Annotated in this window: 18 protein-coding genes; 11 read left to right on the top strand and 7 right to left on the bottom strand. The window is 55.8% G+C overall.

Annotated elements, in window-relative coordinates; all coding sequences use genetic code 11:
* Positions 1-6 precede the first annotated feature (6 nt).
* The gene (locus Mal52_RS07855) at positions 7-1929 is read right to left on the bottom strand and encodes a DNA gyrase/topoisomerase IV subunit B (RefSeq protein WP_145375297.1); all 1923 of its coding nucleotides are present in this window, start codon (positions 1927-1929) and stop codon (positions 7-9) included.
* A gap of 104 nt (positions 1930-2033) precedes the next feature.
* On the bottom strand, positions 2034-4460 hold the full coding sequence (locus tag Mal52_RS07850; protein WP_145375295.1) for a DNA gyrase/topoisomerase IV subunit A: 2427 nt from the start codon (positions 4458-4460) through the stop codon (positions 2034-2036).
* 654 nt (positions 4461-5114) lie between these two features.
* On the opposite strand from Mal52_RS07850, the gene Mal52_RS07845 reads away from it, so the two are divergent.
* Positions 5115-5588, top strand: coding sequence for a hypothetical protein (locus Mal52_RS07845; RefSeq protein WP_145375293.1), 474 nt, complete (start codon positions 5115-5117; stop codon positions 5586-5588).
* Positions 5589-5689: 101 nt separating this feature from the next.
* The gene (locus Mal52_RS07840) at positions 5690-6223 is read left to right on the top strand and encodes a hypothetical protein (protein ID WP_145375291.1); all 534 of its coding nucleotides are present in this window, start codon (positions 5690-5692) and stop codon (positions 6221-6223) included.
* Between the two features lie 74 nt (positions 6224-6297).
* Here the strand turns inward: Mal52_RS07840 and Mal52_RS07835 are convergent, their stop codons facing one another.
* Positions 6298-8886, bottom strand: coding sequence for a tetratricopeptide repeat protein (locus Mal52_RS07835; protein ID WP_145375289.1), 2589 nt, complete (start codon positions 8884-8886; stop codon positions 6298-6300).
* 361 nt (positions 8887-9247) lie between these two features.
* Here Mal52_RS07835 and mreB point away from each other — a divergent pair, with 361 nt between their 5' ends.
* From mreB to Mal52_RS07815, 4 genes are all read left to right on the top strand, one after another.
* Entirely contained in the window at positions 9248-10291 is a 1044-nt protein-coding gene (gene mreB, locus Mal52_RS07830) for a rod shape-determining protein (protein ID WP_145375287.1), read from the top strand.
* Positions 10292-10320: 29 nt separating this feature from the next.
* Positions 10321-11274 (top strand): rod shape-determining protein MreC, encoded by a 954-nt coding sequence (gene mreC / locus Mal52_RS07825; protein WP_197534741.1) that lies wholly within the window; start codon positions 10321-10323, stop codon positions 11272-11274.
* A 192-nt stretch (positions 11275-11466) separates the two neighbouring features.
* Positions 11467-12003: a rod shape-determining protein MreD gene (gene mreD, locus Mal52_RS07820; protein ID WP_197534740.1), complete on the top strand. Its 537-nt coding sequence runs from the start codon at positions 11467-11469 to the stop codon at positions 12001-12003.
* A 2-nt stretch (positions 12004-12005) separates the two neighbouring features.
* A complete protein-coding gene (locus Mal52_RS07815; protein ID WP_145375281.1) occupies positions 12006-14279 on the top strand; it encodes a penicillin-binding transpeptidase domain-containing protein in 2274 nt (757 codons plus the stop codon).
* A 12-nt stretch (positions 14280-14291) separates the two neighbouring features.
* On the opposite strand, the gene Mal52_RS07810 is transcribed toward Mal52_RS07815, so the two are convergent.
* Complete coding sequence (locus Mal52_RS07810; RefSeq protein WP_145375279.1) at positions 14292-14726, bottom strand: Fur family transcriptional regulator; 435 nt, start codon at positions 14724-14726, stop codon at positions 14292-14294.
* 309 nt (positions 14727-15035) lie between these two features.
* Here Mal52_RS07810 and Mal52_RS07805 point away from each other — a divergent pair, with 309 nt between their 5' ends.
* The 5 genes from Mal52_RS07805 (at position 15036) to Mal52_RS07785 (ending at position 18928) form a co-directional block, all read left to right on the top strand.
* The gene (locus tag Mal52_RS07805; RefSeq protein WP_145375277.1) at positions 15036-15614 is read left to right on the top strand and encodes a DUF3806 domain-containing protein; all 579 of its coding nucleotides are present in this window, start codon (positions 15036-15038) and stop codon (positions 15612-15614) included.
* Positions 15615-15648: 34 nt separating this feature from the next.
* Positions 15649-16218, top strand: coding sequence for a DUF6882 domain-containing protein (locus tag Mal52_RS07800; RefSeq protein WP_145375275.1), 570 nt, complete (start codon positions 15649-15651; stop codon positions 16216-16218).
* Positions 16219-16338: 120 nt separating this feature from the next.
* Positions 16339-16947 (top strand): hypothetical protein, encoded by a 609-nt coding sequence (locus Mal52_RS07795; protein WP_145375273.1) that lies wholly within the window; start codon positions 16339-16341, stop codon positions 16945-16947.
* Positions 16948-17329: 382 nt separating this feature from the next.
* Positions 17330-18391 (top strand): DUF1559 domain-containing protein, encoded by a 1062-nt coding sequence (locus tag Mal52_RS07790; RefSeq protein WP_145375271.1) that lies wholly within the window; start codon positions 17330-17332, stop codon positions 18389-18391.
* Positions 18392-18469: 78 nt separating this feature from the next.
* Entirely contained in the window at positions 18470-18928 is a 459-nt protein-coding gene (locus Mal52_RS07785) for a carboxypeptidase-like regulatory domain-containing protein (RefSeq protein ID WP_145375269.1), read from the top strand.
* Between the two features lie 77 nt (positions 18929-19005).
* Here Mal52_RS07785 and Mal52_RS07780 read toward each other — a convergent pair whose 3' ends face one another.
* The 3 genes from Mal52_RS07780 to Mal52_RS07770 form a co-directional block, all read right to left on the bottom strand.
* The gene (locus tag Mal52_RS07780; protein ID WP_197534739.1) at positions 19006-19992 is read right to left on the bottom strand and encodes a tetratricopeptide repeat protein; all 987 of its coding nucleotides are present in this window, start codon (positions 19990-19992) and stop codon (positions 19006-19008) included.
* Positions 19993-20261: 269 nt separating this feature from the next.
* Positions 20262-21719: a DcaP family trimeric outer membrane transporter gene (locus tag Mal52_RS07775; RefSeq protein WP_197534738.1), complete on the bottom strand. Its 1458-nt coding sequence runs from the start codon at positions 21717-21719 to the stop codon at positions 20262-20264.
* Between the two features lie 267 nt (positions 21720-21986).
* Entirely contained in the window at positions 21987-23660 is a 1674-nt protein-coding gene (locus Mal52_RS07770) for a serine/threonine-protein kinase (RefSeq protein WP_145375263.1), read from the bottom strand.

Genomic DNA, 23660 nt, shown 5'->3' with positions numbered 1-23660 from the left:
TTTGGTCTACACGTCCAACTCATCCACCAAGCTGGCGTCTTGCATGATGGCTTCGTAGCGGGGGGCGGGGTCTTTGCCGAGGAGTTGTTGGAAGGTTTTGTCGGCGTCCAAGGGGGCTTCGATGTCGACCCGCAAGAGCGTGCGGGTTTTGGGATCGAGCGTGGTTTCTTGCAGCTGTTTGGCGGTCATCTCGCCCAGACCTTTGAAGCGGCTGATGACCGGATTGCGGTTTTCCGGCAGAGAAGCGAGGATCTCTTCTTTGTGCGGATCGTCGGCGGCGTAGAACGTCTGTTTGCCCGATTCGATTCGGTACAGCGGTGGCTGTGCGATGAAGAGGTGTTCGCTGCGGATTAAATCGCGCATGTGGCGGAAGAAGAATGCCAACAGCAGTGTGCTGATGTGGTGGCCGTCGCTGTCGGCATCCATTAACAAAATCACGCGGTTGTAGCGGAGTTTGTGTAGGTCGAATTTATCGCCAATGCCGGTGCCGAGCGTCTCGACGAGATCGTTGATGGCTTGGCTGTTCATGGCCTTGGCTGAGGAAATCGATTCGGTATTGAGCACCTTGCCCCGTAGCGGAAGGACCGCTTGCGTTTTGCTGTTGCGGCCCATGGCAGCGCTGCCGCCGGCCGAATCGCCTTCGACGATGAACAATTCGGCGTCGCTCGGTTTGTTGGTGCGACAATCGAAGAGTTTGCCGGGCAGATTGGCGCGTTTGTTGGCGGGGGATTTGCGGCGGACGTCGGAAGCGGCGTCGCGACTGGCCATCCGCGCGCGAGCGGACAGAACCATGCGGGCGACGACTTCTTCGGCGACGGTGGGATTGCTGTTGAGCCAGCTTTCCAGTGCCGGACGGACGAGCCCCTCGGACTGGGCGGTCATTTCGGGGTTGTTGAGTCTTTCCTTGGTCTGCCCCTGAAACATGGGATCGGGATGGAAGACCGACAGGATACCGACGCAGCCTTCACGGATGTCGTCGGCGGTCAGCGAGATCCCCTTGGGCTTGATTTTGTGCACGTCCATATAATTACGGACCGCTTTGACGATGCCGCTGCGGAAGCCGCTTTCGTGGGTCCCGCCGCCATGGGTGCGAATGCCGTTGACGTAACTGCGGATTTGCTCATCGGTGCTCTGCGTCCATTTGAGGGCGACCTCGACGCGGCATTTCTTGTCGTCTTTTTCCGCTTGAAACTTCGCTTCGTGAATCGATTTCTTTTCGCCGTCGGCGATCAGTTTGTCGACATAGGCCCCGATACCGTCGGGATGAGAGAATTCGTGCTTTTCCCCCTTGGTCTCGTCATGAAAAACGATCTTCAATCCGGCGTGCAGATAGGAGATGTCCTCCAGATGTTGGAAGATTTCCGTGGAATTGAAGTGCACACGCTTAAAGATCTCTACATCCGGGCGGAAATAAATCGTCGTCCCGTGACCGCGAAACCGCTTCGTTTTTTTGACCGGAGTTGTCGGTTTGCCCCGTTTATAGCGTTGCACCCATTCATGCCCGTCGCGATGAATCGTGGCGACCATTTCGCTGGCCAGGGCATTGACGACCGAGGAACCAACGCCATGCAGACCGCCGCTGCGCGCGTAGTTTTTGTCGCTAAATTTTCCGCCCGAATGCAGCGTGGTGAGGATCAATTCCAGCGCCGGTTTTTTGGTTTTGGGATGTTTATCCACCGGAATCCCGCGACCATTATCCTGAACGGTGAGCGACTCGCCATCTTTGTGTAGCGTGACGGTGCAACGATCCGCTTCACCGGCGAGGTATTCGTCGACCGCATTATCGACGATTTCCCACAACAGGTGATGCAGGCCGCGATTGTCGACGCCGCCGATATACATCGAGGGACGGCGGCGGACTGCTTCGAGTCCTTCCAGGACTTCAATGTTCTTGGCTGTGTATTTCGATTTCGATGTCGCGGTCGCCATAGTTATTGTGAAGAGAGTCTAAAGTAGGTCATGCTGTGCATGACGTGAATGTCGTTGGATGCAAACCTTGAGTTTCGTCATGCACAGCATGACCTACCAAATTGTTATTCGGATTCTTCCATGGCTGTCCAATCGACGAGTTCGATATGCGGACGGACGATTTCGACGAAATCGGTGCGGTGGCTGGTTTTGACTCCCTTGCCTCCGCGGGAGGTGACGTTGTATTTCATTTGGCCAAACGTTAACAGCTTGTCATGTTCATTTTTCACCCGCAGGCAATCCCGGGCGGCGATCAGTTGCACGCCGCCGAGCACCTCGTCGTCATCTTGGAGCTTAATGCCGCGGACCCCTTTGCCCGGGCCGCCCAGGATCGGGACTTCCTCGATCGGGAAATGCAGAATACGGGCGGACTTTGTTGCGAGAAACATGGTTTCGGCCTCGGTGGCCAACTCGACGAAGACGACTCGATCCCCTTTACTGAGTCGGCAGAACTTGCGGCCTGCTTTGGTGGAAATCGCGCGAAAGGTGCTGAGCGAAATCCGCAGCACTTGGCCCTTTGCCGTGGCAACGAGCAAATACGGCGCGGGCGTGGCTTGGCCGCGTTTCTTTTTGTCCTGGGGAACAAATCGCACATCGGTGGACAGGGCAGCGACGATCTTGGCGCCATCCCCCAGGCGAAAGTGCTTGCCCAGCGGGTCACCGTATCCGGCCGAAGCAGGGATGCCGTCGATCCGCATCGTATAGGCGACCCCTTCGCTCGAAAAGAAAATCATCTGGTCCAACGTGCTGCCGGGAACCACGTTGAGCACCGCGTCCCCTTCACGCACACGCGTGCTTTCGACTTTCGCCATACGGCCGACCCGTTTGATCCAGCCATCTTGCGTGACAACCACGTTGGCATTTTCGCGGACGATGTAGGCTTCGGGATCAAACTCGGCGATTTCGTCGGTCGATCCGATGCTGGTCCGTCGCTTGTCAGCGTATTCGTCGGCCAGTTCCTTCAATTCGTTTTTGACAACGCCCCACAGTCGTTTGTCGGATTTGAGGATCCGCTCGATACGCTTCGCCTCCGCGCGTTTTTCGGCGAGTTCTTCGAGGATGTTATCAATCTCCAGTGTGGAGATTTTGTACAACTGCATGACGAGAATGGCGTCGGTTTGGATTTCATCCAACGGGAAGGCCCGCATCAATTTTTGGGCGGCATCCTGTTTGCCCTGGCTGTTGCGGATGATCTTCAGGGCTTTGTCGAGGCCATTGAAGACGATTTCAAAACCTTCGAGAATGTGAATCCGTTTGCGGAGTTGCTCGAGCAGGTATTCAAAACGGCGACGGACGGTGATGAAACGAAAGTCGAGAAAGTGCTGCAACATTTCAACAAGATTCAACCGCGCCGGCACAGTCAGGCCATGCCCGTCGGGGATGAGCGAAGTGGAATTGAAATTGAAATTTTGTTCCAGCGACGTGTGTTTGTAGAGATAGGCCATGACCGCTTCGGGATCCGCGCCCGGTTTGATTTCCAGCACGATCCGCAATCCGTTGTCGTCGCTGGTTTCATCAACCACATCCAGCAGTTGCGGCAGTTTGCGATTCTGCACGACCGAGCCGATCTCGTTAACGAGGTTGCCCGACTCCACGCTGTAAGGCATGGAATAAATCACCAACTGGTTGGCTAGGGTTTTGCGGCCTTGGCGGTCCTGTTTCCATTCCCCACGGACCTTGAGCGATCCTCGGCCTTCTTCATACACCTTGCGCATCGAACGGCGATCGGTGATCAACCGTCCTCCCAACGGGAAATCGGGGCCTTTGATGTATCTCAGTAGTTGGGCAACGGTGACGTTTGAGTGGTCGATCATATGAATACAGGCGGACACGACCTCGCCCAGATTATGCGGCGGGATATTGGTCATCATGCCCACAGCAATCCCGTGCGCGCCATTGACGAGCAGATTGGGATACCGTGCAGGGAGGACGACCGGTTCCTCAGTGACCGCATCATAGGTCGGTCGCATATCGACCGTCTGGTACCGCAGTTCGCTCATCAACTCAGCGGCAATCGTGGTCAGTCTCGCCTCGGTGTACCGCGAGGCGGCGGCGGGAAGCCCCATCATCGAGCCAAAGTTGCCTTGGCCATCGATGAGCGGTTTGCGCAAGGAAAAGTCCTGAGCCATACGACAGAGTGCTTCGTAGACAGCCACATCGCCGTGGGGATGAAAGTTTCCCGTGGTATCGCCGCAAATTTTGGAACACTTACGGTGCTTGGCATCGAATGTCAGCCGCAAACCGTTGAACATGACATACAAGATACGGCGCTGAACCGGTTTGAGGCCGTCGCGGATGTCGGGCAGAGCGCGGGCGGTGATGACCGACATGGCATAGTTGAGGTACCGTCGACGGGTTTCCTGGCTGATGGAAACGTACTCAATTCGATCTGCACCGTTACTTCCATTGCTGCCGTTGGAATTGCTGCCTTTGCTTTTCGCGGCGACGGCCTTTTTGCTCTGCTTACGTTTCGGGGTACGTTTCGGGGCCAATGTCTTCTCCGTATGACACAGTGTTGCCACTGTCAGTTGTCGAGTTGTCTGTCAAAGTTAGCGAAGGCAACCGCGTCCGTGCTGCCGAACACTGCGGCGAGATGACGGAGGCCTCCGTGCGATGTGTTTGCACTACTTGCGATGTGTTAGCACCATTGCCGGGATGCGGGGCCGATGCCGCGGCGCCAATTGTGGCAACTCCGGCGATTGATGCAACCGTAATAATCGTTACTTTTTCACGAGCGTGACTGTATCGATTTTAGCGACTTTTTCACTCTACGCGATTGCTCGGATTGTACTCCTCATGACGGTATTTCCACAAGCGACGGCAGTCGTAAGGCCTTACCAGCATGCGAATTCGGAAAAATGGTCGGAATACGAACTGAGCGGAAGGAATGACTAATTGCGGTAGTCATTATGAGCCGAATTTCTGTACTGATTGGCTCCGTTCCGCCTCAAGGCGATGCGCCGATTGATGAGATTATTTTTTCAGCCGGATCACGAATGGATTCGTGCGGTTGAGCTCCGACCCAAGAGACAAAACGGCAGATTCGAAACGGCCTCGCCGGAGGTGAGGTTGCCGAAAACACATTCCGGAACCGCGCACCCGGCGCGAATCCAAAAATGGCAGACTGATCCCAAGGAGGGAAACCGATGACCCGACGGATAATGTGCGCGGCCCTGGCAGGGGTCGCCTTGACGCTGATCGTTTCGCAAGCCGCGCAGGCTGGCGATATTTTCTTTTCGGACAAAGGCTACAACGGCGGGCCGGGTATGACCGCGCCTGTGATGAATGCCGGTCTGTATCCGATGCCGGTCCAAACCGTCCCCCGGCGGATGGGTGGCACCTACATCACCAACCCCGCGTTCTATCCCCACGAATACCTGTATGCTCACGAGCATCACTATCTGGCGCCCCCGTTTTACTACAAGCACAAGACCGGTCCTTTCGGTCTGCCTGGCAAACATCTCCGAAATCGCTGCAACGACGAATGTGGTGAAGATGTCTGTCCTCGGTGTGGCATGAGCGGTTGCAAAGGCCACTGCAAATTGAAGGGCACAGAAATCATCGTGAAGTACAAGCGGAAACGTTCGATCTTCAAAACGTTGTTCCTGCCACCGCACTGAGCCCCGCGATTGTCGGCCTACCAGCCGCAGGGCGGAATCGCGTGTGATGCGGACCGCCTCATTCCCAATAATCCCCCGTCTCGTGACCTAGGATTTGACCTATGCAAATCAGATTTTTTCAAGTGCTTGCCACAGGCGGGATGGCCTGCCTGATGGTTTCAGCACTCAGCCTGAATAGCGGGCAAGCGCAGGAGCCGGTCCCCGAACCGACCGGCGGCCCTGTGACCACCAGCACCCCCGAAACGACCTCATCGACAGTTGTCTCCGAGGGATATGTCGGCGCCGAATGCAATGGCTACGGCTACGGCGGAGGCTATGGCCACCGCAGGCGATTCCTTCCCGATTACCGTCGGCGCTACTGCCGGTATGAGCCGTTTAGCCGCAACGATTGCCGCGATCAATACATCAATTCCCAACAGGGGTATGGTGTGCCGGTCACGGTGCCGCTCGCGCCGGTTGTCTGCAAGCAATACAATTACGGCTGGGGCTTGCCCTCGTCGCGAAAGACACATGTTCCGTTCGGCTGGCAAATGACCCGCCCTCAGATGGTGCAGGGACAAAACTCTCCCGCCATGGTCTACTGGCCGACCGATACGATGCAACAAGGTGCCTACTACATGCGGACACCGTGGTAAGCCACGCGTCTATGCTATAGAGGTTCCATTGGAATTTCAGACGGGACGCAATCGCTGCTTAGGGCGATTGCGTCTCATTTTTTTGCGCGCTGGGCGTCACATTGCTTGGACAACTCTTCGTAGCGCGGCTTCAACTCCGCTCCGCCCAATTCGGGGTAAAGCTGCGCAGCGATTCCTGTCAATTTGTAACAGAGGTCGTAATCCTTGAGCTTGAAGGCGGTCAAAGCGCGATAGTAGCGCGCGTTCAGCCATTGCGGGGTTCCCGACTTATTTGCCGTTTCCAGACGCGCCCACAACTGCGTTGCTTGATTCAAACAGCGTTGCGTTCCGCAATGAATCAGCGCCTCCCCCAGATTTCTTTGTAGCTCGCGATCTTTGGGAAACGTTTCCCGCAACTCTTCATAGAGCTCAATCGCTGCATCAATCCGGCCCAGGGCTTCGTAGGCTTGCGCTCGGCATTGGTCTAAGCGTTTTGCCTGGGCGGGGGTCAGCTGTTCGCGTCGCGTGTCGAGTTTTTCGACCGCTTGCAGCTGGAGCGCCCCGACATCGCGGCTTGTTTCGTCACCGGCGTCTTCCACCAATTTGGACAAGCCGCCCAGGATGCCCAACATTTCCACCGGGCTAGTTTCCGACAGTTGATTGAGCAATTTGCCCGCATCGGCGAGCCGGTTCTGTCCAGCCAGCGAAACCACGCGAAGTTGCATTGCCGCTGCCAAGGTTTTTCGTAATTGCGGCGAATTGTTTGTTGCTGCCCCAGCGGAACGTCCGTCGAACACTCGCGCCAACACGGCATCCGCAGCGGCAAAATTGGGTGGCGTCGCATGCAAATAAATCTTGGCCAAGTAGGTCGCAATCTCACACTGCGGCTCTGTGAGCGGGGAACTTAGATTGGAGGACTGGGGCGGCAGGAAACCCTGAATCTCGTTGGTGGCAATCTCCTGCCAACTGTCCGTCGGTCGCCCCAGCGATTGCAGTCGTCTGAGGATTTTTTCATAGCAACGGGCAATGGCGACGCGCGAAGCGGGGCCACGAGCATGGTCGGCCGGGATCGTCTGATATAATTGGAGCGCGACGGTTGTTTGTAACCGCTGCTCTTCCAATTCTGCCAACATCCACGTGGCGGCGGCGGATGTTGGATGCTCGGCGAATTGTTCGCGATGTTGCTCCAACGCCTCTGTATAGGCTTGCCGCTTGTTTTGGGTGCGCCGCGTGTTATAGACCTGTCCCAAGGCAAACGCGCGGAGCAAGGACGCATCGGCGGCGCGGGCGTTTAGTGGAAATTTTTCATACAACTCGCCAAACGCGCGGGCAGCGACTTCGTATTGCTTGGTGCGAAGCTGTAACGAGGCGCGGGTGAATGCCAAATCGAATGCCAAGTCGCGCTGTCCCGTTCTAAAAGCCGTCGAGGCCGCTTGGCCGTACTGTTCGATCGCGTCGAGTACTTTTCCATGCCCATATAGGGCGCGGGCTTCGCGAATCGCCAGCGCGACTTCCGCTCCGTATTGGCTCGATTCTTGATTGGACTCCCATAAGGCCCAGGCCCGCGCTCCCCAATACCCGCCGGTTTGCTGTTGCACTTTTTCCGCTTGTTGATGAATCAATTCCAACAAGCCCGCTGCTGCGGCCGAATTGCCTTCAGCAACTTGTTGTTGCCATTGCGTGGACAAGATCCGCACGTTGAGAAATTCCAACTCTGCAGGAAGTTCCCGGCCGGCGATTGTGAAATCGTCGATCAGTTTGGCCGCTTCATCCGTCCGTTTCATGCCTAATAAGGCGCGAATCCGCTCACCGGTGGCGCGATCGCCGATCACCGAATTCGCTCCGGCTTTGGAAAACTGGTTGAGCAAGTCCAACGACTGTTGATAGTGACGCTGCAGCCGCAAGCAGCGCGCGTACAGCAACTGAACTTCAGCAGCGCGGATTTTCCCCGGACCACTGCTGCTTCTGGGCAACTCTTTTAACCGTTTCGCCGCGTCGATCAGCGCAACCGCGCGGTCGGGTGAATCGCTGGGTAACACCATTGCCAAATCGAGCAGCGCCGTTGCCTCCGACTGTTTGACCTGCGCCACCAAACCGGCAAGTTCCGGTTCGGTATAGGGTGATGCGGAATTGGTCGCTTGGCTCAACCCTTTCAAAGCCGCGTCTGCGGAACGTTGCACAGCGCGAAATTGCTCGATCGCCTGGGCGAGGATTTTCGCCGCTTGGTCGCGGAGTACGTGATCGTAGGGCGCAATTTGGGACTGGTAACGTAACGATTGGCCGCGGAGGGCGTCTAGCTGGGCCAATTGAAACTCCAGCGAAAATTGCTGCTGCGGAGTTTGCTGAATCAACGTGTTGAGGATTTCGCGGGCCTCGGTCCATAATTTTGCCTGTTGCTGTGCGTCGCCGGCGTGCATCGCATGGTCGGCCAGAGTCCGCGACAATTCGATGGTGAATTCCAGGCGTTCTTCGGGCAGTAAATCGTCTCGAAGCAGTTGCTCCCGGCCATACAATTCGGCAACTTCGTAAAGCTGACGGCTGCGCAGTCCATCAAAATAGCGAGCTGTGAGCGACTCCTCGTCTCCACAAGCGCCCAGCGGTGCCAACAGAACCAGGGCCGACAACAACAAAGCTAGGGTGAGCGTAGAGGGCGGAAAATTGAGTTGTCGTGTCAGTCGATTCATCGTAGTCACAGTTGATTGCCGGGAAGGCGGCCTTATCTCGAAACGAATCGGCCGCAGTTTCTAATAACAATTAGACCTGCGCCGCCGTTTTAGGGCAATGTCCGTTTGCCTGTGACCGCAGGCAAGTTTTGAGATACCGGTGCTGTTCAAAGTGCATCTTGCGAGAATTCGAGACAAGCGGTACAAATTGCGGACTTGCAAGTCACGTGACGGCTTTGATTTACAGATTGGACAGCACAAAGTGCACAGGTTGCGGACGACGTCGTTGCGTAACCTTCCGAAATTCAATGTGGCGACGCGCGGGAATCCCCCCTTCTCTGCCCGCACGTCACGCCGCTCCTGACCCCGCCTAAGAGTACGGATGCTCGATAGATTTCGCAGATGGGCCTGCCCAGACCTGGCCATTGATCTCGGCACGGTCAATACATTGGTGGCAGTGCCCGGTGAAGGGATCGTCGTCAACGAACCGTCTGTTGTTGCCCTGCAAAAGGGAACACGCCGCGTTCTGGGGCAAGGTACGGCTGTTGGGAAACTCGCGCGACAGATGTTGGGACGGACCCCCGATTCGATCGTCGCCGCCCGCCCGTTGCAAGATGGTGTGATCACCGATTTTGAACTGTGCGAAGCGATGATGCGGTATTTCATGCGTAAGGCGAGTCGACAACGCCGTGGGTTGCGTCCCCGCGTGGTGATTGCGGTTCCCGCGGGGATTACTCCGGTTGAACGCCGCGCAGTTTTCAACAGCGCCGAACGCGCCGGTGCGGGGCGCGTGTATGTGATTCCAGAACCAACGGCCGCCTGTATCGGAGCGGGCCTGCCCATTGCCGAACCGATGGCCAGCATGATTTGCGACATAGGCGGGGGAACGACCGAAGTTGCCGTGATGAGCCTGTCCGACATCGTGGCGGGAACGTCACTCAAAGTGGCCGGCGACGAAATGGATGCGGCGATCGTCGACTACATGAAACGGCACTTTTCCCTCAAAATCGGCATGCAGACCGCTGAGAAACTCAAAATTGGTCTGGGGAACGCTTATCCGCTCGAACAAGAATTGACACACGATGTGCGTGGGCTGGACACAATCAGCGGCGTCCCGCGTAAGGCGATGGTGACCAGTGAAGAAATCCGGCAGGCGTTGCTCGATCCGTTGGAAAAAATCATCGCCGGTGTGAAAAACGTAATCGAACAATGTGATCCAGAATTGGTTTCGGATCTGGTGGATAATGGATTGGTCCTCACCGGCGGCGGCGCGTTGCTGCGGGGTATTGATTCGTTGATGAACGAACAATTGGGAATCCCCGTCCGGGTGATTGACGACCCGCTGACAACCGTCGCCCGCGGGACGGCAATTTGTGTCGAGCATTTGGCGAAATGGCGCGAAAGCCTGGATGCCGGTGACGAGTAATCCGGGAGCAAAGGGAGCGGTCTCTAGGCGTGCGACAGAAACGTTCACATATCGCGATTTGGCCAGCGGGCCTGCTCTGCCTGGGCGGGTTGGTGCTGGCGGCATCACCGGCGTCGACCGCAGCAGCGCTGCGCAGTCCGTTTCGTGATCTGCTCAGACCGGGACAACGCATTCTGGTGGACGTGCAACAGCGCGTGCGTGATTGGCAATCCGCTCCACAATTCCAAGCCGAGGAATACGCGGAGTTGGAACAGGTACGGCAAGATCTCGCCAGTGCGGAATTGCGGGAAAGAAAATTGCTGGCCGAGAATGCTACGCTGCAACAGGAACGCGACACATTGCAGGCGGAGCTGCGAATTCCTATCGCCAAGCGGGGCAGTCTGCCGTTGGTTGTCCCCAATTTGTTAAGTGCGAATGTGTTGAGCAAAAAAACGGCCGATCACCTGCGTCAAGCGGTAGCCATCGATGTCGGAAATCGCGATGCCGTGGATCCGTTGGCGTACGTTTTAGATGGCGAGCAACCGTTGTTGGATCAGGGTGCAACGACAGGGATTGAAGCCGGACAGGATGTCTATAGCGCGCGGAACGTGATTGGACGAGTTGATACGGTCGGGCGTTGGACCAGTTCAATTCGTCTGATCACCGATCCGGAATATCAGGCATTAGCGCGGCTGGCGCGCAAATCAGATCGCGGCATGCTTTGGGGCGCTGCGGGGCGTTTAGAAGGTGACGGAGCGGCGCATTGTCGGCTGCGGTCCATCGAGGCGACGCAATTGGTCAGCGTGGGCGATTTGGTCTTTTCCGTCCAGGGAGACGGTGCCCTGCCCCACCCCATGTTTTACGGACGAGTGATTGAAGCAGAACTGCGACCCGGTGCGGTGGAATGGGACATCCTCATCGAACCAGCGGGCAATCTTGATGCGCTACGCAGTGTGCATGTGTTGCGTCAAAGCCTCAACCCGCTGCGAATGATGGCACAATAAACTCACGCAGCGGAGCCGATTCTCAGATGACGATGTTATTAGCCACAGATTGAACACAGATAAAACACAGATTCAAAGACGTCGCACTTCAATTCCCAAACCGACGGCTTGCCGTCGTATTCGGTACTCCATGCCAAAAGACGCACTGACAGATTGTTTGTTGTACGTTCGCAAGTTGGAAAAGGAATTCGCGTGCAGATACTGTTTTGGGTGATCGGGACGTATGTTCTACTGGTTTTGCAAACGACGCTCAGCCCGTCGATTGCTCTCGGTCCGTTCACACCCAATCTACTGATCGCGCTGTGCGTGCCCTGTTTTTATCGGCGGCGATCGCAATGGGCGGTCTGCGGCGCCGCGGTTTGGGGACTGGCGGTTGATGCGATGGGGACGGGACCTGTGGGGATCAACCTCATTGGCTTTACCTTGGTGGGCTTCTTACTCCAACGTGTGGAGCCACGAAAAACGATTTCGCCTATGCGAATTCTTCTCACGGCCGCAGCGGCGGTGGTCTTGCTGTGTGGGATCGAGATCGCAGCCAATTGGCCGTTGCGGAGGTTGGTCGAGCATGCTCAACAGTTGGGGGTTTTGTGGGCCGGCAATGCACTCTACACCTTCGCGATTGCGACAGCCTCGATTTTAGCGCACAACATCCTACTCCGCGGCACACGACACCTCACTGGGCATGAGGCGCAGGACCGGCAGTGGAGTCGACCGGCGATCCCCTGGTAACCATGTGGAAACCCAATACACCAATCATGCGGAATCGTGTCACTAGTTTTGATACGACGAGATCCTCGGCGAGTTCCGCCTGGACAGCTGACGAAAATCCGCGCGGGAGATTGTGGGGTCTGTTCGCCGGGGTGTTCGTGTTGTTGTCGATCGTGATCGCCCGCGTGGCCTATTTACAGGTTCACTTGGCCGATGGGTATCAACAAGACTTCGCCACGATCCGTGAAACCGTTGAATCGATGCCCAGTCGGGATGCACGGATTGTCAGCGCGGATGGACAAGTTCTGGCCCAGGATGTCGGCTATTTTCAAGTGGCGGCGTATTATCGCTGGCTGGAATCTCCTCCCGATCCCAAATGGTTGCGGATGAAGGCCCGCGAACGGCTCACGCGTGGACAGCGTCGCGACACGCAACTTGTGGAAGCCGCTGAGCGGGAAGTCCTAGCGCAGCAAAAACGCATGTGGAAGGAATTGGCGGCGCTGAGCGGGATGGATGAAACGGTTCTCACCCAGCGCAGAGGCGACATCCAACGACGTGTGGAACGGATTGTTGAGTTGGTTGAAAAACGTCGTGCTGAGCGATTTGAGGAGGAACAGGCGTCGGAGACTGCTTCGACGTCGGAGCCATCCGGCCAATCTGCTTGGCAACGTGGCTGGAACGCCTTTGTGAAGGCGTTGACGACAGCTCCGGATCGCGGACGTCTCGATCCGATTATTGTGCGGGAACAACAGGACTATCATACGATCCTGTTTGAAATCGACCTGAAACGTGGGATGCACATCGAAGCGCACCCGGAACGGTTTCCCGGGCTGAAGCTGGTCGAGTCGACGCGGCGACGTTATCCACACGGAGAATTGGCGGCACACGTCATCGGTTATCGCCAACCGATCAGCGGCGAGGCATTGGCAGAGCGGAAAGCACGTTTCGGCTCGGCCGATCCGTTGGACTACCGGACGGGGGACCGAATTGGGAAAACAGGAATCGAGCGAGTCTATGAACGGCAGTTGCATGGATTGCGGGGGCAGCGACGGAGGTATCTGAGCCACCGTGGGGAAATTATTCGCACCGAAATTGAACGCAAACCGATGGTGCGTCCGGACATCAACTTGACGTTGGACACGCGGCTGCAACGTCATGCGGAACAACTGCTGGACGCGGCATTGAATCGTCGCCCCACGCAAACGGACGAAGAAGAAAAGGATGAGTTGCCGATTCCCGCCGGCGGCGCGATTGTGGCGTTGGATGTGCACTCCGGAGCCATCTTGGCAGCGGCCTCAGCGCCGCGGTTTGATCTGGACCTGTTGGCTCAAGGGGACCAGGAAGTCTTTGAAGCCGCCCGGAAGGATCAGCGCAGCCCCTTTTTACCACGGGTAACACGCATGACGCTGCCCCCCGGATCGGTCTTTAAAACATTGACAGCCGCGGCGGTGCTAGAAAGTGGTGCGATCGGTGTGCACCAAGATTTCTTTTGCCAGGGGTATCTCGATGATCCGGAGCATCATCGTTGCTATATCTTCCGGCATTATGGCGTAGGGCATGGTCACATCGATTTACAGGCGGCGCTGGAGCAGTCTTGCAACGTTTATTTCTACTCCGCCGCACGACGCAGCGGACCGCAGCCGATTGTGGACTGGGCCGCTCGGCTGGGATTCGGGCAACCAACGGGGATTGACTTGCCGGGCGAACGGGGCGGCCATCTTCCCACATTGAAGTCGGGCAGTGGACGGAATGGACGTTGGCAAGTGGCCGACACCTTAGGACTGGCCATCGGTCAATCCTCGTTAACGGTGACGCCGCTGCAGATTGCCCGCTTGATGGCTGTCGTGGCCAATGGCGGATATCTGGTCACGCCACATCTGGTCAGCCATGTCGGGTCGATTCATGCAGCGGGCAACGATTCTGAATCCGAGTACGATTGGACAGTCAGAAATCCGCAACGCGTGGCGGGTCTGAAGGGTGAAACCTTGGAACAAATTCACGCCGGTCTGGTGCGTGTCGTCGAGGAACGGCACGGAACGGGATATAAAACGGTCCGCTTGCCGGGCGTAGCGATTGCCGGAAAAACGGGGACCGCCGAAGTCGGTGCCAATCGTGCGGACCATGCATGGTTTGCCGGATACGCACCAGCTGAACAACCACAAGTTGCGTTTGTGGTGGTGTTGCAACACGCGGGATCGGGTGGCCACGCCGCCGGGCCGTTGGCTCGCGAATTTGTGCGCAAACTGGTGGAGCTGGATTTCGTTGAGGGCAAACTCGAATTGGCCGCAGGCGAATAACACGCCCTGCCCTTAGGCGCAGTTCACGCAATGCCCTTTCAGCAGCACTTCGCTAATGTCGGCGATATCGGCCCACTCTTTTTTCTTGGTGGGCGTGATTTTTACATCGCCCAGGCAGGTGACTGACCCGCAAGAGACGCAGACAAAGTGCGGATGTTCGCCATCGTGCCCGGCTCCCTCGCCGCGGACCTCGAACCGCCAAACGTGATCGCCCAATTCGGACCGCGACACAATCCCCGCATCGGTCAGGTCGATGAGGTTGCGATAGACGGTCGCTTTATCGAAGCCTTGTGGAACAAGTTCTGTGGCGATTTCCGCATGCGTCAATGGTGCGGAGGCGGCTTGCAGATGTTGCAACACGGCAATCCGCGCGGAAGTGCTCCGCAACCCAGTTCCACGAATCCGAGCGCGAATAGCAGCGACTTCATCGGCATGCGAATCAGCCATGGTAGGCGGGGTTCCTGAACGAATAATAAACAATTGGAAAACGAGCACCACAAGACGTTGGCTCCTACGGTATCAGATTGCGGCGCTGATTCCGAGTGTGAAATCGTTGAGATGAGAGTCAAACCGTCCGTTACATTGCTCCGCTTCTCCCCTGATACGCAAGCTCCGCCAGGGAATGCGATTTGGTGAAGTTTGTTTCGTCTAGGAATCTGCTTGACTCGACGCGCGCCCTGGGTTCGAATACGCAAAGCGACAGACGGCAAATGGCGTATTTCAGTTTGAACTCGAGCGTTTGCGAATGAGGACACAATGCGAAAGATTTGGCCGTTAATGGTATTGCTTGCTGGGACCGGATGTTCTGAGAATGCTGGTGAACCCGAGCCGGTCACAATTCAAACACCAGCTGGTCCCGCCACCGCACATAAGACGGAACTTGAAACCGTCCCCCAAGAGGTGAGTCTGGTCACCGATGACGAGCGGAAGAAATTCAAGATCCTCGCCGGGCAGGGGCCGGAGTTGATTTCCGCCTATTTGAGCGAGGCATCCGACTCGGATGTCAAGGACATGGACGTAGCCTTTGCCGAATGGATGAAGCGGGGAGAGAAACGGCATTCCCGCACCCAGATTGTGGAAATTCTTGGTGCTTTGTTCGGTGAGAAATGTGTTCAGGATTTTGATATGGAATGGGTCCGCGTGACGAATACATTTGGCACCTCATTTGCGATCCGAGCAAAAGGCGTTGAGGTCATGGCATTTCCGTTCGACAGCATCGAAAAGCGAATCGATTCTGGTGAAACTGATTTCTTTTCTCCGCTCTATTACGGTCTAAAACAAATGCTTGAGTCGGGCGAATATAAACAGCGTCCCACTGATAATCCCAACCAATAAATCTCCGCCATTTAAAATAAAAATTGGAAATAGAATGTTCAAACAAATCCCCTGCTGCATCGTGAGTATTTTATTGTTGGTGACGGTACTTGGTTGCGGTTCGAATCAAACCGCTAATCTGTCTGCGTCTGAATCGAAAGAGTTCCGCGAGTTTCTGGACGCGAGTTTGGAAGAATTGTCCGCCAAGACAGAAGCGAATGAAGCCTGGGGCTTGGGGACGTTTGATGGGTGGAATCTCGACCAAGAAACAGGCATGCTCAAATTCTCCAACGCCGACGGCACCGAAGCGGTTGCGCCGGCTCAAATCATCGGTTCGTTTAGCACCAACGACAATACCTGGCTGTGGGCTTGGGACAATCCGTCGATTTTGGACAGTCTGAAAGCTGATTCGCTCAAAGTGAAGGAATATGGCGAAACAAACAATGTGGAGCGATTAACGACCCGCAAGTGGACGGGGACGGAAAAGGATGCCTGGACCATGGCAGCATTGGCCGCGAAGCTGTGTGAATCGCAAGGCGTCTATCGCGGCCCCACCGGAAGTTCGTACGTTTTCATCACGTTTGGGGACGTACAGCTTTCTAAACCACAAAGCGAAACTGAGTAGCAGCGTTAATCATGCAGCCGCTATTTTTCATGGTGCCAATGGATCACTAACAGAATATCGTCATGCACAGCACGACCTACGGGACGGATACCTTTTGAATACCAAATTGCGAGAAATTCAATGCGTTCGTTTCTAATCGGCATTTCCATGGTTTCAATTTTCATTGGTATTTCCAAAGCCGCCGAGACGGACAGGTCACCCACTAGAAAAGCTATCAAAGGGGACTTTTCGATGTGGATGCAGGGGGACCGTCCATTCTTCAGGATCGATTATCGTACAGCTCACCGCGTCAAAAACATCGAGACTGATAACATCATCAAACAGTATTGTCTTGATTTTTATGAGGGTGACAGGTTTGTCGGCACATACTATTTGTGGAATGAGTCGGGGAGCGATCTACCGGCCGCGGAAACCTGTTTTGTCGATGACGTCAAGCTCGATCCGAATTGGCGTGTGGAGTTCAGGTTGCGAATGTTTGACATCGGGTGGCGTGACGGACGGCGGAATGAGGAGGAACTTGACCACTGGTTCGAGAAGTCGTTTTGGAAGTTCAACTCGGTGATCCCGGTGGGGACGGACAAATACAAGTACAGGTTGCAATCGCATCCCGGAATGCCTGACTTGGAAACGTATTTGCTGCAATCCGGTTTTCAGATCAACGCCGTGTTCGATTTTACGGCAAAAGCAGCCAAGATCAAACAAAAACCAGCATCGAAGCCGAATCAATAACGACTTCATTTCCCCTCATCCCCAAACTCAACTTCGCTGCAAGTGCGCACGGAATTGGAACGAGCGGCGCGTATAAGAGCAAACCAGTCAGCCGCCTGGCGCATGTGCCCAGGACGTCCAATGTCGTTTCGTCATGCACAGCATGGCCTACGCCCTTGCCTTGCGTAACCGGCATGAAGCACGCCAACTGCTTGGTTAATGAAGTGTTAATCCTGCAGAAAATAGTGAGTTTTTGTTGATCTTTGGCCAGAGACCGAATAGGTTGCAGGTTCGGAGTCGCTCCCTGATTCGCTAACTGTAGACACCTTGTCGGTCAAGCCTTCGAGACGCGACTCGTTATTCTCTATCTGAGTTTTCTTTTCAAGAAATCCGGAGGTTCCCTATGGTAAGCGTGCGCAATCGGAAACGTGGTTTTACACTGATCGAGCTCTTGGTGGTCATCGCCATCATTGCTATTTTGATTGCCTTGTTGCTCCCGGCGGTCCAACAGGCGCGGGAGGCAGCTCGCCGAACGACGTGCCGAAATAACCTCAAGCAGTTTGGACTGGCGATCCACAACTATCACGACGTTTACAGGCGATTCCCAGGGGGGACTACGGGATCGGGTTGCCGGTCATCGAGTGATTGCCCGACCGCAACGACCGGACGGCACCGCATTAGTGCCTTTGTGGACTTGATGCCCTACTATGATCAAGCCAACCTGCACAACGCCTACACAGCGGCACCATCCGCACCTTGGAGCGGCGCCGCTTATTGGGCCAACCAGATTGCCGCATTGAAATGTCCTTCGGACGGAAACCGGCTCAATGGCGGATCGGGCGGTGAAGCGATGACCAATTACAACTTCTGCTCGGGTGACGGATCCGAACTGATGTGTTCATTTGATGAACTGTCGGATGGTCGTGACTGCACGAATGCGCGGGGAATCTTCTCCAAGCAATCCTTCAATCAAATCCGCGACGTCGTCGACGGCACGTCGAACACACTCATGATGTCCGAACATGCGACACCTCTTGGTGACCGGGATTTGGGACGTGTGGCGGACATTGGCGGCGCCCCCACGGACACGCCCGCCAACTGTCGGGCGCAATTTGTCGATGGTGAATTCCTACCGGCGGTCCCGATCAATACTGACGATGGTTACCGGGGCGCGCGTTGGAATGATGGAGCTTCGATCTTTACGCGGTTTAATACGATGCTGCCTCCGAACGGTCCTTCCTGCCAGGAAGCCGATAGCCACTGGGCGGGTGGAATGTTTCCACCGTCAAGTCGCCATACCGGCGGCGTATTCACCTGTTTGGCCGATGGCTCGGTGCGTTTCATCAACGAAAACATCGACACCGGCGACCAAGGTGCCCTTGAAGTCACCTCCGGGATCAGCCCGTATGGCGTCTGGGGTGCATTGGGAACGATGCAAGGCGGAGAAGTAACGCAAGAATTCTAAACGAAAATGGATGGGTTTGTTTAAAATAGTGGGTGCCGTATTGCTTCGCGACACGGCACCCTTTTTGTTTGAGGAATCATGATGAAACGAATTCAAAAATTCCAATTGATTGTCGTCGGTGCACTACTCTTCTTAGCTGGTTGTGGTAGTGGAACGGATGAATGGGTCGAAGCCCGTGAAACGGTCTATCCCGCTTCGGGAGTCGTCACACTCGACGGCCAGCCGGTTGAAGGGGCCACCGTGATATTCCACTCGGTCAGAAAGAGCATCTCCGCTCAAGGCATGACGGATGAGGATGGGCGGTATTACGTCACGACCTATGAAGACAACGACGGCGCCGTTGCCGGCAAACACGTTGTGACTGTCCGTAAAAGTGAGTATGTCCAGAAAAAAACCAAGCACCATACGGAAGAAGAGCCCAGCTACTATAAGGTAGCCACCGAGATCCTTCCGGCTGAATTTGCGACAGAGAAGACATCGACGCTCGAAGTCACCGTCCCGGAAAGCGGAGCGGACGATTTGGATTTTAAATTCTAACTGCTCGGCAAGTCGAGCAGCTACCTGATTGATAGTCAGTAGAGGGTCTCACTTCGTTTCGTCATGTACAGCATGACCTACGAGGTTGGCGAATTCGGTGGCAGTGATTGGATTTGTTGCCAGCGTTCGGTGGTCTCCAGATCGCCCACTTTTTGTTCGTCAAGAATTGCTGCCCCGAGAGTCTCGTACAGAGTTTGGTCTTGCGGACACAGCTTGGTAGTAAGGGAGGTGAGGTGACTTTCCAGCTCACCGGAATAACGAGTGAAGCCAACTGCCAAGAGCGACTTTAGAGTTCCCAACGAGGCTTGATCGTCCTCTTGGCTCAACCGACGAATCAGCGACTGATACAGAACGGCGATCGCTCCCGCTTGAGAATTGGCTTGTTGGTTTATCTCGCAAGCGCGATCGACAATCGCCGCCGCCTCGGTGACCTGCCCATTTTCGAGGAGGGCCGAGGCATAGTCGTCGATGGTGTTAGGATTGTTGGGGTCGAGTTCCAGTGCCGCGCGATAGAACAGCCCCGCATCCTGAAGGTCTTTCCGCACATGATATAAAAATCCCGCGAGTTGGCCGTTGAGATATTCGTCGTCGGGACGGAGAGAGACAGCTTTACGGTAGAATGATTCCGCCGCGGTGTAATCCTTGCGCACATGATGGAGGAATTCAGCGAATCGGAACTGGTACATGCTATTGTTGGGAGCGAGTTCGATCGACCGCTGGTAGAGATGCTCAGCGGCGTCGTAGTCCTTCCGGGCACGTTCCAAAAGGAATGCCAAGCCGCTATTAAGTCTGGCGTCATCAGGGGCAAATTCGAGACCGGTCCGATAGAGACGTTCAGCTTCGTTGTACTCATTTCGCACCGAAGAAAGAAATCGTGCAAGGCTCCCGATGATTTTGACATCAGTGGGTGAAACGTCGAAGGCTCTCCGGTAGAGTCGTTCTGCCTCGTCAAGGTCCTTCCGCGTATATTGCATGAAAATCGCAAATAGGCGGATTGTCTGAGCGTCGTCGGGGTCGGTTTCGAGTCTTGCCCGATACCAACGTTCCGTTTCATCGTTATCCATTTCGGGTTTGTCCATTTGGGGATTTGTCCAGAAAGACATATCTAGCATGCGCTCGATCGGAATCGACGCAATCCTGCCGTCGACGATGCTTGTCGGAAGCGATCGTACCCCAACCGATGAGCGATTGCCATAAAATACATGGCGCGCGGATCAAGCGGTGCAATGACGCCGTGCTGGAACAACGGACAAGCTTTCGGTCGCGCATTGACCCGATCTTGGGAATTCAGTCTTCTGCAGGAGTCCAGATCTGAGAAGAAGAATTGGACTACTTATGGCAAATAAAACCCGAAACTCGATTGGATGCGATTCGCCTCTCCCCGCCCTCCATCAACGTCTTCACGGGTTCCATAGAGGTATTCGACGCCCATAAAAAACCGCTCCGTCGGATTCCAAATCACATTCACGGCCAGATACGTCGTCTCGCGCAAGGAATCGGGTGACTGGAAGTCGGAGGGGTACAAGCGACTTTGGCTGTAGATGAAGTTCGACATCAGCTCCTCGGTCCAATTGTGTTTGTAGCCCACCAGCCAACCAAACGTGGGCAACAAAAAGGCGGATGTGGGACCGGTCGGGGCGACATCGGGAAGGCCGCGATAACTTCCGATGCCGTCGCCGAACAAGATTTGATAATAGGCAGCATCGCTTTCCGTCGGTTGGATATAACCGGTGAAGTTGAACCCCCAGGCTGTTTCCGATTTCACGCGTTGGCCGGTCGGTTGAAAGCCAAGCTGGCGAGCGACACCGGCTGCTTGCAGTTGCACATTATCGGTGGTGTACCGCAAATGAGAAACCAGATCCGGCGACTCGGTCCGCGGTTCGCCTTGCACCATTTCCGGCAGTTCAAAAATAACTTGCGGATTTTCCAGCGCTGTGGCCCACGTGAGCTCTTCGATAAAAATCGATTCCGTCCAGCGAATCTGTGCCTGTCTACGTGAGATTCCTGAGACCGGACCTTCGAAATCGAGTGTCTGTGGCAATGACCGCATGTCGGTAAACGTCGTCCAGGTTTGGCCGACAATGATCTTGCCCATCTCGCCGAAGGCATGGCGGAGGCGGAAGCGATTTCCTTCGCTGAAAAAGTCCCCTTCGATATAAGCTCGTGCCGTCCCGTATTCGGTCGGCCACCGCGTATCAAAACTGAGTCGCGACGTATTGGCTTGAAAGTGCGTGTTTTGTCGCGGGGCTGCTCCGATGGGAATTGTGGCTGGGTTAAAGGTGTCCTGCGAGTCGATCGGATCAAAGTCGTGAATCAAGTCGGCTTTGACAAATCCGCCAATCTTCATCGCGGCGCCTTCGCCTTCGATGATGATTCCTTTATCAAAATCAGGAGAGCGATAGAACCGCGCTCCGCGACTATCAAAGGTGACTTCCCCCTCGAATTGCTGGTTGGTGAAGCGCGGATCCAGGTTTTCTCCGTCGACAACTTGAAGCGAATCCATGAACGAAGATCCCTGTTGCCAGGAACGCCGAACGAAGTTCGTTTGCAGCGCGGGTTCTTCTTCCGGGAAAGCCGCTTCCCCAATTTGAACAACGCCCGCCTCGCCAGCGGCCTCAACCGATTGCGGCGCCCCCAATTCCTCGAGTCGTCGCCTCAGCCCGCGCAATTCCGATTCCGCCGTATCAATTCGTTCCGAGAGTTCCAAGACCGTATCACGCTCGGACTTTTGAGATTGATCGTCACCTTGCGCATACGCGCATAAACCCAACAACACTCCGGCAAGCAGCATTGTTCGCAGAATGAAAGACGTAGTCCGGCGGATGCACGGCATTGCGCAGTTACTGATTTGAAGGTTTTTGAGATGCAGCGAGGCAAATCGCGCTGAAGTGGAGAGGACGTCTCTTTCAGTCTCGACACTTAGCGATGCTTGACTTTAACGGTTATAGCGGTTAGGAGGGGAGGACGCGGTTTCCAAGACGCTCGGTGCGACTGCTGACTTTTCTAATGGCGGCAACCCGCAAAGAGTTTCGTCATGCACAGCATGACCTACCGAATATCACCTCCCGCGATACCGGTGGTAATACTCCCACCCCGGGAAGAAGAAACAGGCCGCCGAGACCACGCCGAAAATTGAGATGCTGTAGGTCGGGAACTGTGCCATCACTGCTGCCGTGGCGAACAGCGCGGCGGATTGGACATAGAAGCGGCCGGAGAGGATTCCCGCTTTGACGGCGAAGACCATGCCGGTGATCAGGCCCAACACCGGCGAGAGTTCCAGCACCGTGAGCCCCATTAAATATTCCACCAGATACAGCAGCGTGCTGGCGACCATGCTTGAGCCCCAGACGTGGGCGACTTGGCGTTCGACAAACGTGATCGGTCCGGAGCGGCGGCGGAGATTCCAAAAGACGGCCGCCCAGGTCCCCAATCCAAACACCCAAGCCGCTAAATAGGGCAACCGCGATTCGATACCGCTCAGTTGCATCCAATTGGTGAGCAGGCAGAGCACCAACAGCACCAAGCTGTGCCACATCCACAGCACGCCCCAGTTTTCCAGCACCGACGCATGATGTGTTTCGCGAAATAAGCGGCCGACGATTTGCGTGATGTGCGAGGAGCGAGCGGAGATCGGTTCGTGACGTAGGTACGCCTGGAGGTCATCAGCCAATTCGTCGGCCGTTGAGTAACGCAGGTCAATCGGCTTTTGCAGACATTTGAGCGCGATCAATTCCAAGTCGGGATCGACTGCCGGATTCAAGACACGGGGCGGCAATGGGTCTTGTTCGAGGACCAACAACAACGTATCGACGGGCGTAGCTGCTTGAAACGGCGGACGACCGGTGAGCATGTGATACAGCACCGCGCCCAGGCTATAGACGTCGCCTGCTGGACCGATGTCTCCGCGATTCCCGGCGGCCTGTTCGGGGGCCATGTAACTGGGACTGCCAACAATCGCGCCGCTGTGGGTGAGACTTTGCGCCATCGTCCTCGGGTCCTCGGCAGCGCGCATCTGCTTGGCCAAGCCGAAGTCGGTGACGTGTGGCCGGCCCTCGGTATCGATGAGGATATTCGCCGGTTTTAAATCGCGATGCAGCACTCCGCCCGCATGGGCAGCAGCGATGGCGCGGCAGACGGGGAGCAACAATTCCGCCGCTGCTTTTGAGGAGAGCGGCCCGGCAATCAGGCGTTGCGACAGCGTTTCGCCCGGGATGTACTTCATGCTGAAGTAGGGCCGACCCTCGTGTTCGCCGACTTCTAATAGCGGAACAATGTGCGGATGATCAAGCCGCGCCGCAGCTTCAGCTTCGCCGCGAAACCGCGCCAAGTCGATGTCGGAGGCCATGTCGCCGCGGAGAATCATCTTCAAGGCAACAGTTCGGCCTAAGCTGTTTTGCCGGGCCTTATAAACGACCCCCATTCCGCCGCGACCCAATTCGGATAACAATTCGTAATCACCGACCGTCTTGCCGATTTGCATCGGGAGAGTCGATGGATTGTTGCCGTTCTCGGGACTATCGACCGTCAGCGAGAGGTCCGCTTCGAGCAAAGCTGCGGCGACGGAGCCCAGGTCATCGGCAATCATGGCGGTCGTCCAGAGTTCGCGCAACTCCTCGGCCAGATCCGGATGCTTTACGGCAGCCTGTTCGATGTCAATCTGTTCGCCATCGCGCGTGCGCAGCAATAGCTCATCAATCAGTTGCGCCAAACGGGCTTCGCGGTCGTCGGACAT

This window comes from Symmachiella dynata, from assembly GCF_007747995.1.
Lineage (GTDB): Bacteria > Planctomycetota > Planctomycetia > Planctomycetales > Planctomycetaceae > Symmachiella > Symmachiella dynata.
Note: the sequence above shows the minus strand (reverse complement) of the source record. Positions and strands in the feature narration are given on the sequence as shown.

Bases quoted from the DNA above. Each gene is read 5' to 3' on its own strand.
- Mal52_RS07855 (WP_145375297.1), bottom strand. From the start codon at position 1,929: ATGGCGACCGCGACATCGAAATCGAAATACACAGCCAAGAACATTGAA.
- Mal52_RS07845 (WP_145375293.1), top strand. From the start codon at position 5,115: ATGACCCGACGGATAATGTGCGCGGCCCTGGCAGGGGTCGCCTTGACG.
- Mal52_RS07840 (WP_145375291.1), top strand. From the start codon at position 5,690: ATGCAAATCAGATTTTTTCAAGTGCTTGCCACAGGCGGGATGGCCTGC.
- Mal52_RS07835 (WP_145375289.1), bottom strand. From the start codon at position 8,886: ATGAATCGACTGACACGACAACTCAATTTTCCGCCCTCTACGCTCACC.
- mreB (WP_145375287.1), top strand. From the start codon at position 9,248: ATGCTCGATAGATTTCGCAGATGGGCCTGCCCAGACCTGGCCATTGAT.
- Mal52_RS07815 (WP_145375281.1), top strand. From the start codon at position 12,006: ATGTGGAAACCCAATACACCAATCATGCGGAATCGTGTCACTAGTTTT.
- Mal52_RS07810 (WP_145375279.1), bottom strand. From the start codon at position 14,726: ATGGCTGATTCGCATGCCGATGAAGTCGCTGCTATTCGCGCTCGGATT.
- Mal52_RS07805 (WP_145375277.1), top strand. From the start codon at position 15,036: ATGCGAAAGATTTGGCCGTTAATGGTATTGCTTGCTGGGACCGGATGT.
- Mal52_RS07800 (WP_145375275.1), top strand. From the start codon at position 15,649: ATGTTCAAACAAATCCCCTGCTGCATCGTGAGTATTTTATTGTTGGTG.
- Mal52_RS07795 (WP_145375273.1), top strand. From the start codon at position 16,339: ATGCGTTCGTTTCTAATCGGCATTTCCATGGTTTCAATTTTCATTGGT.
- Mal52_RS07790 (WP_145375271.1), top strand. From the start codon at position 17,330: ATGGTAAGCGTGCGCAATCGGAAACGTGGTTTTACACTGATCGAGCTC.
- Mal52_RS07785 (WP_145375269.1), top strand. From the start codon at position 18,470: ATGATGAAACGAATTCAAAAATTCCAATTGATTGTCGTCGGTGCACTA.
- Mal52_RS07780 (WP_197534739.1), bottom strand. From the start codon at position 19,992: ATGGATAACGATGAAACGGAACGTTGGTATCGGGCAAGACTCGAAACC.
- Mal52_RS07775 (WP_197534738.1), bottom strand. From the start codon at position 21,719: ATGCTGCTTGCCGGAGTGTTGTTGGGTTTATGCGCGTATGCGCAAGGT.
- Mal52_RS07770 (WP_145375263.1), bottom strand. From the start codon at position 23,660: ATGTCCGACGACCGCGAAGCCCGTTTGGCGCAACTGATTGATGAGCTA.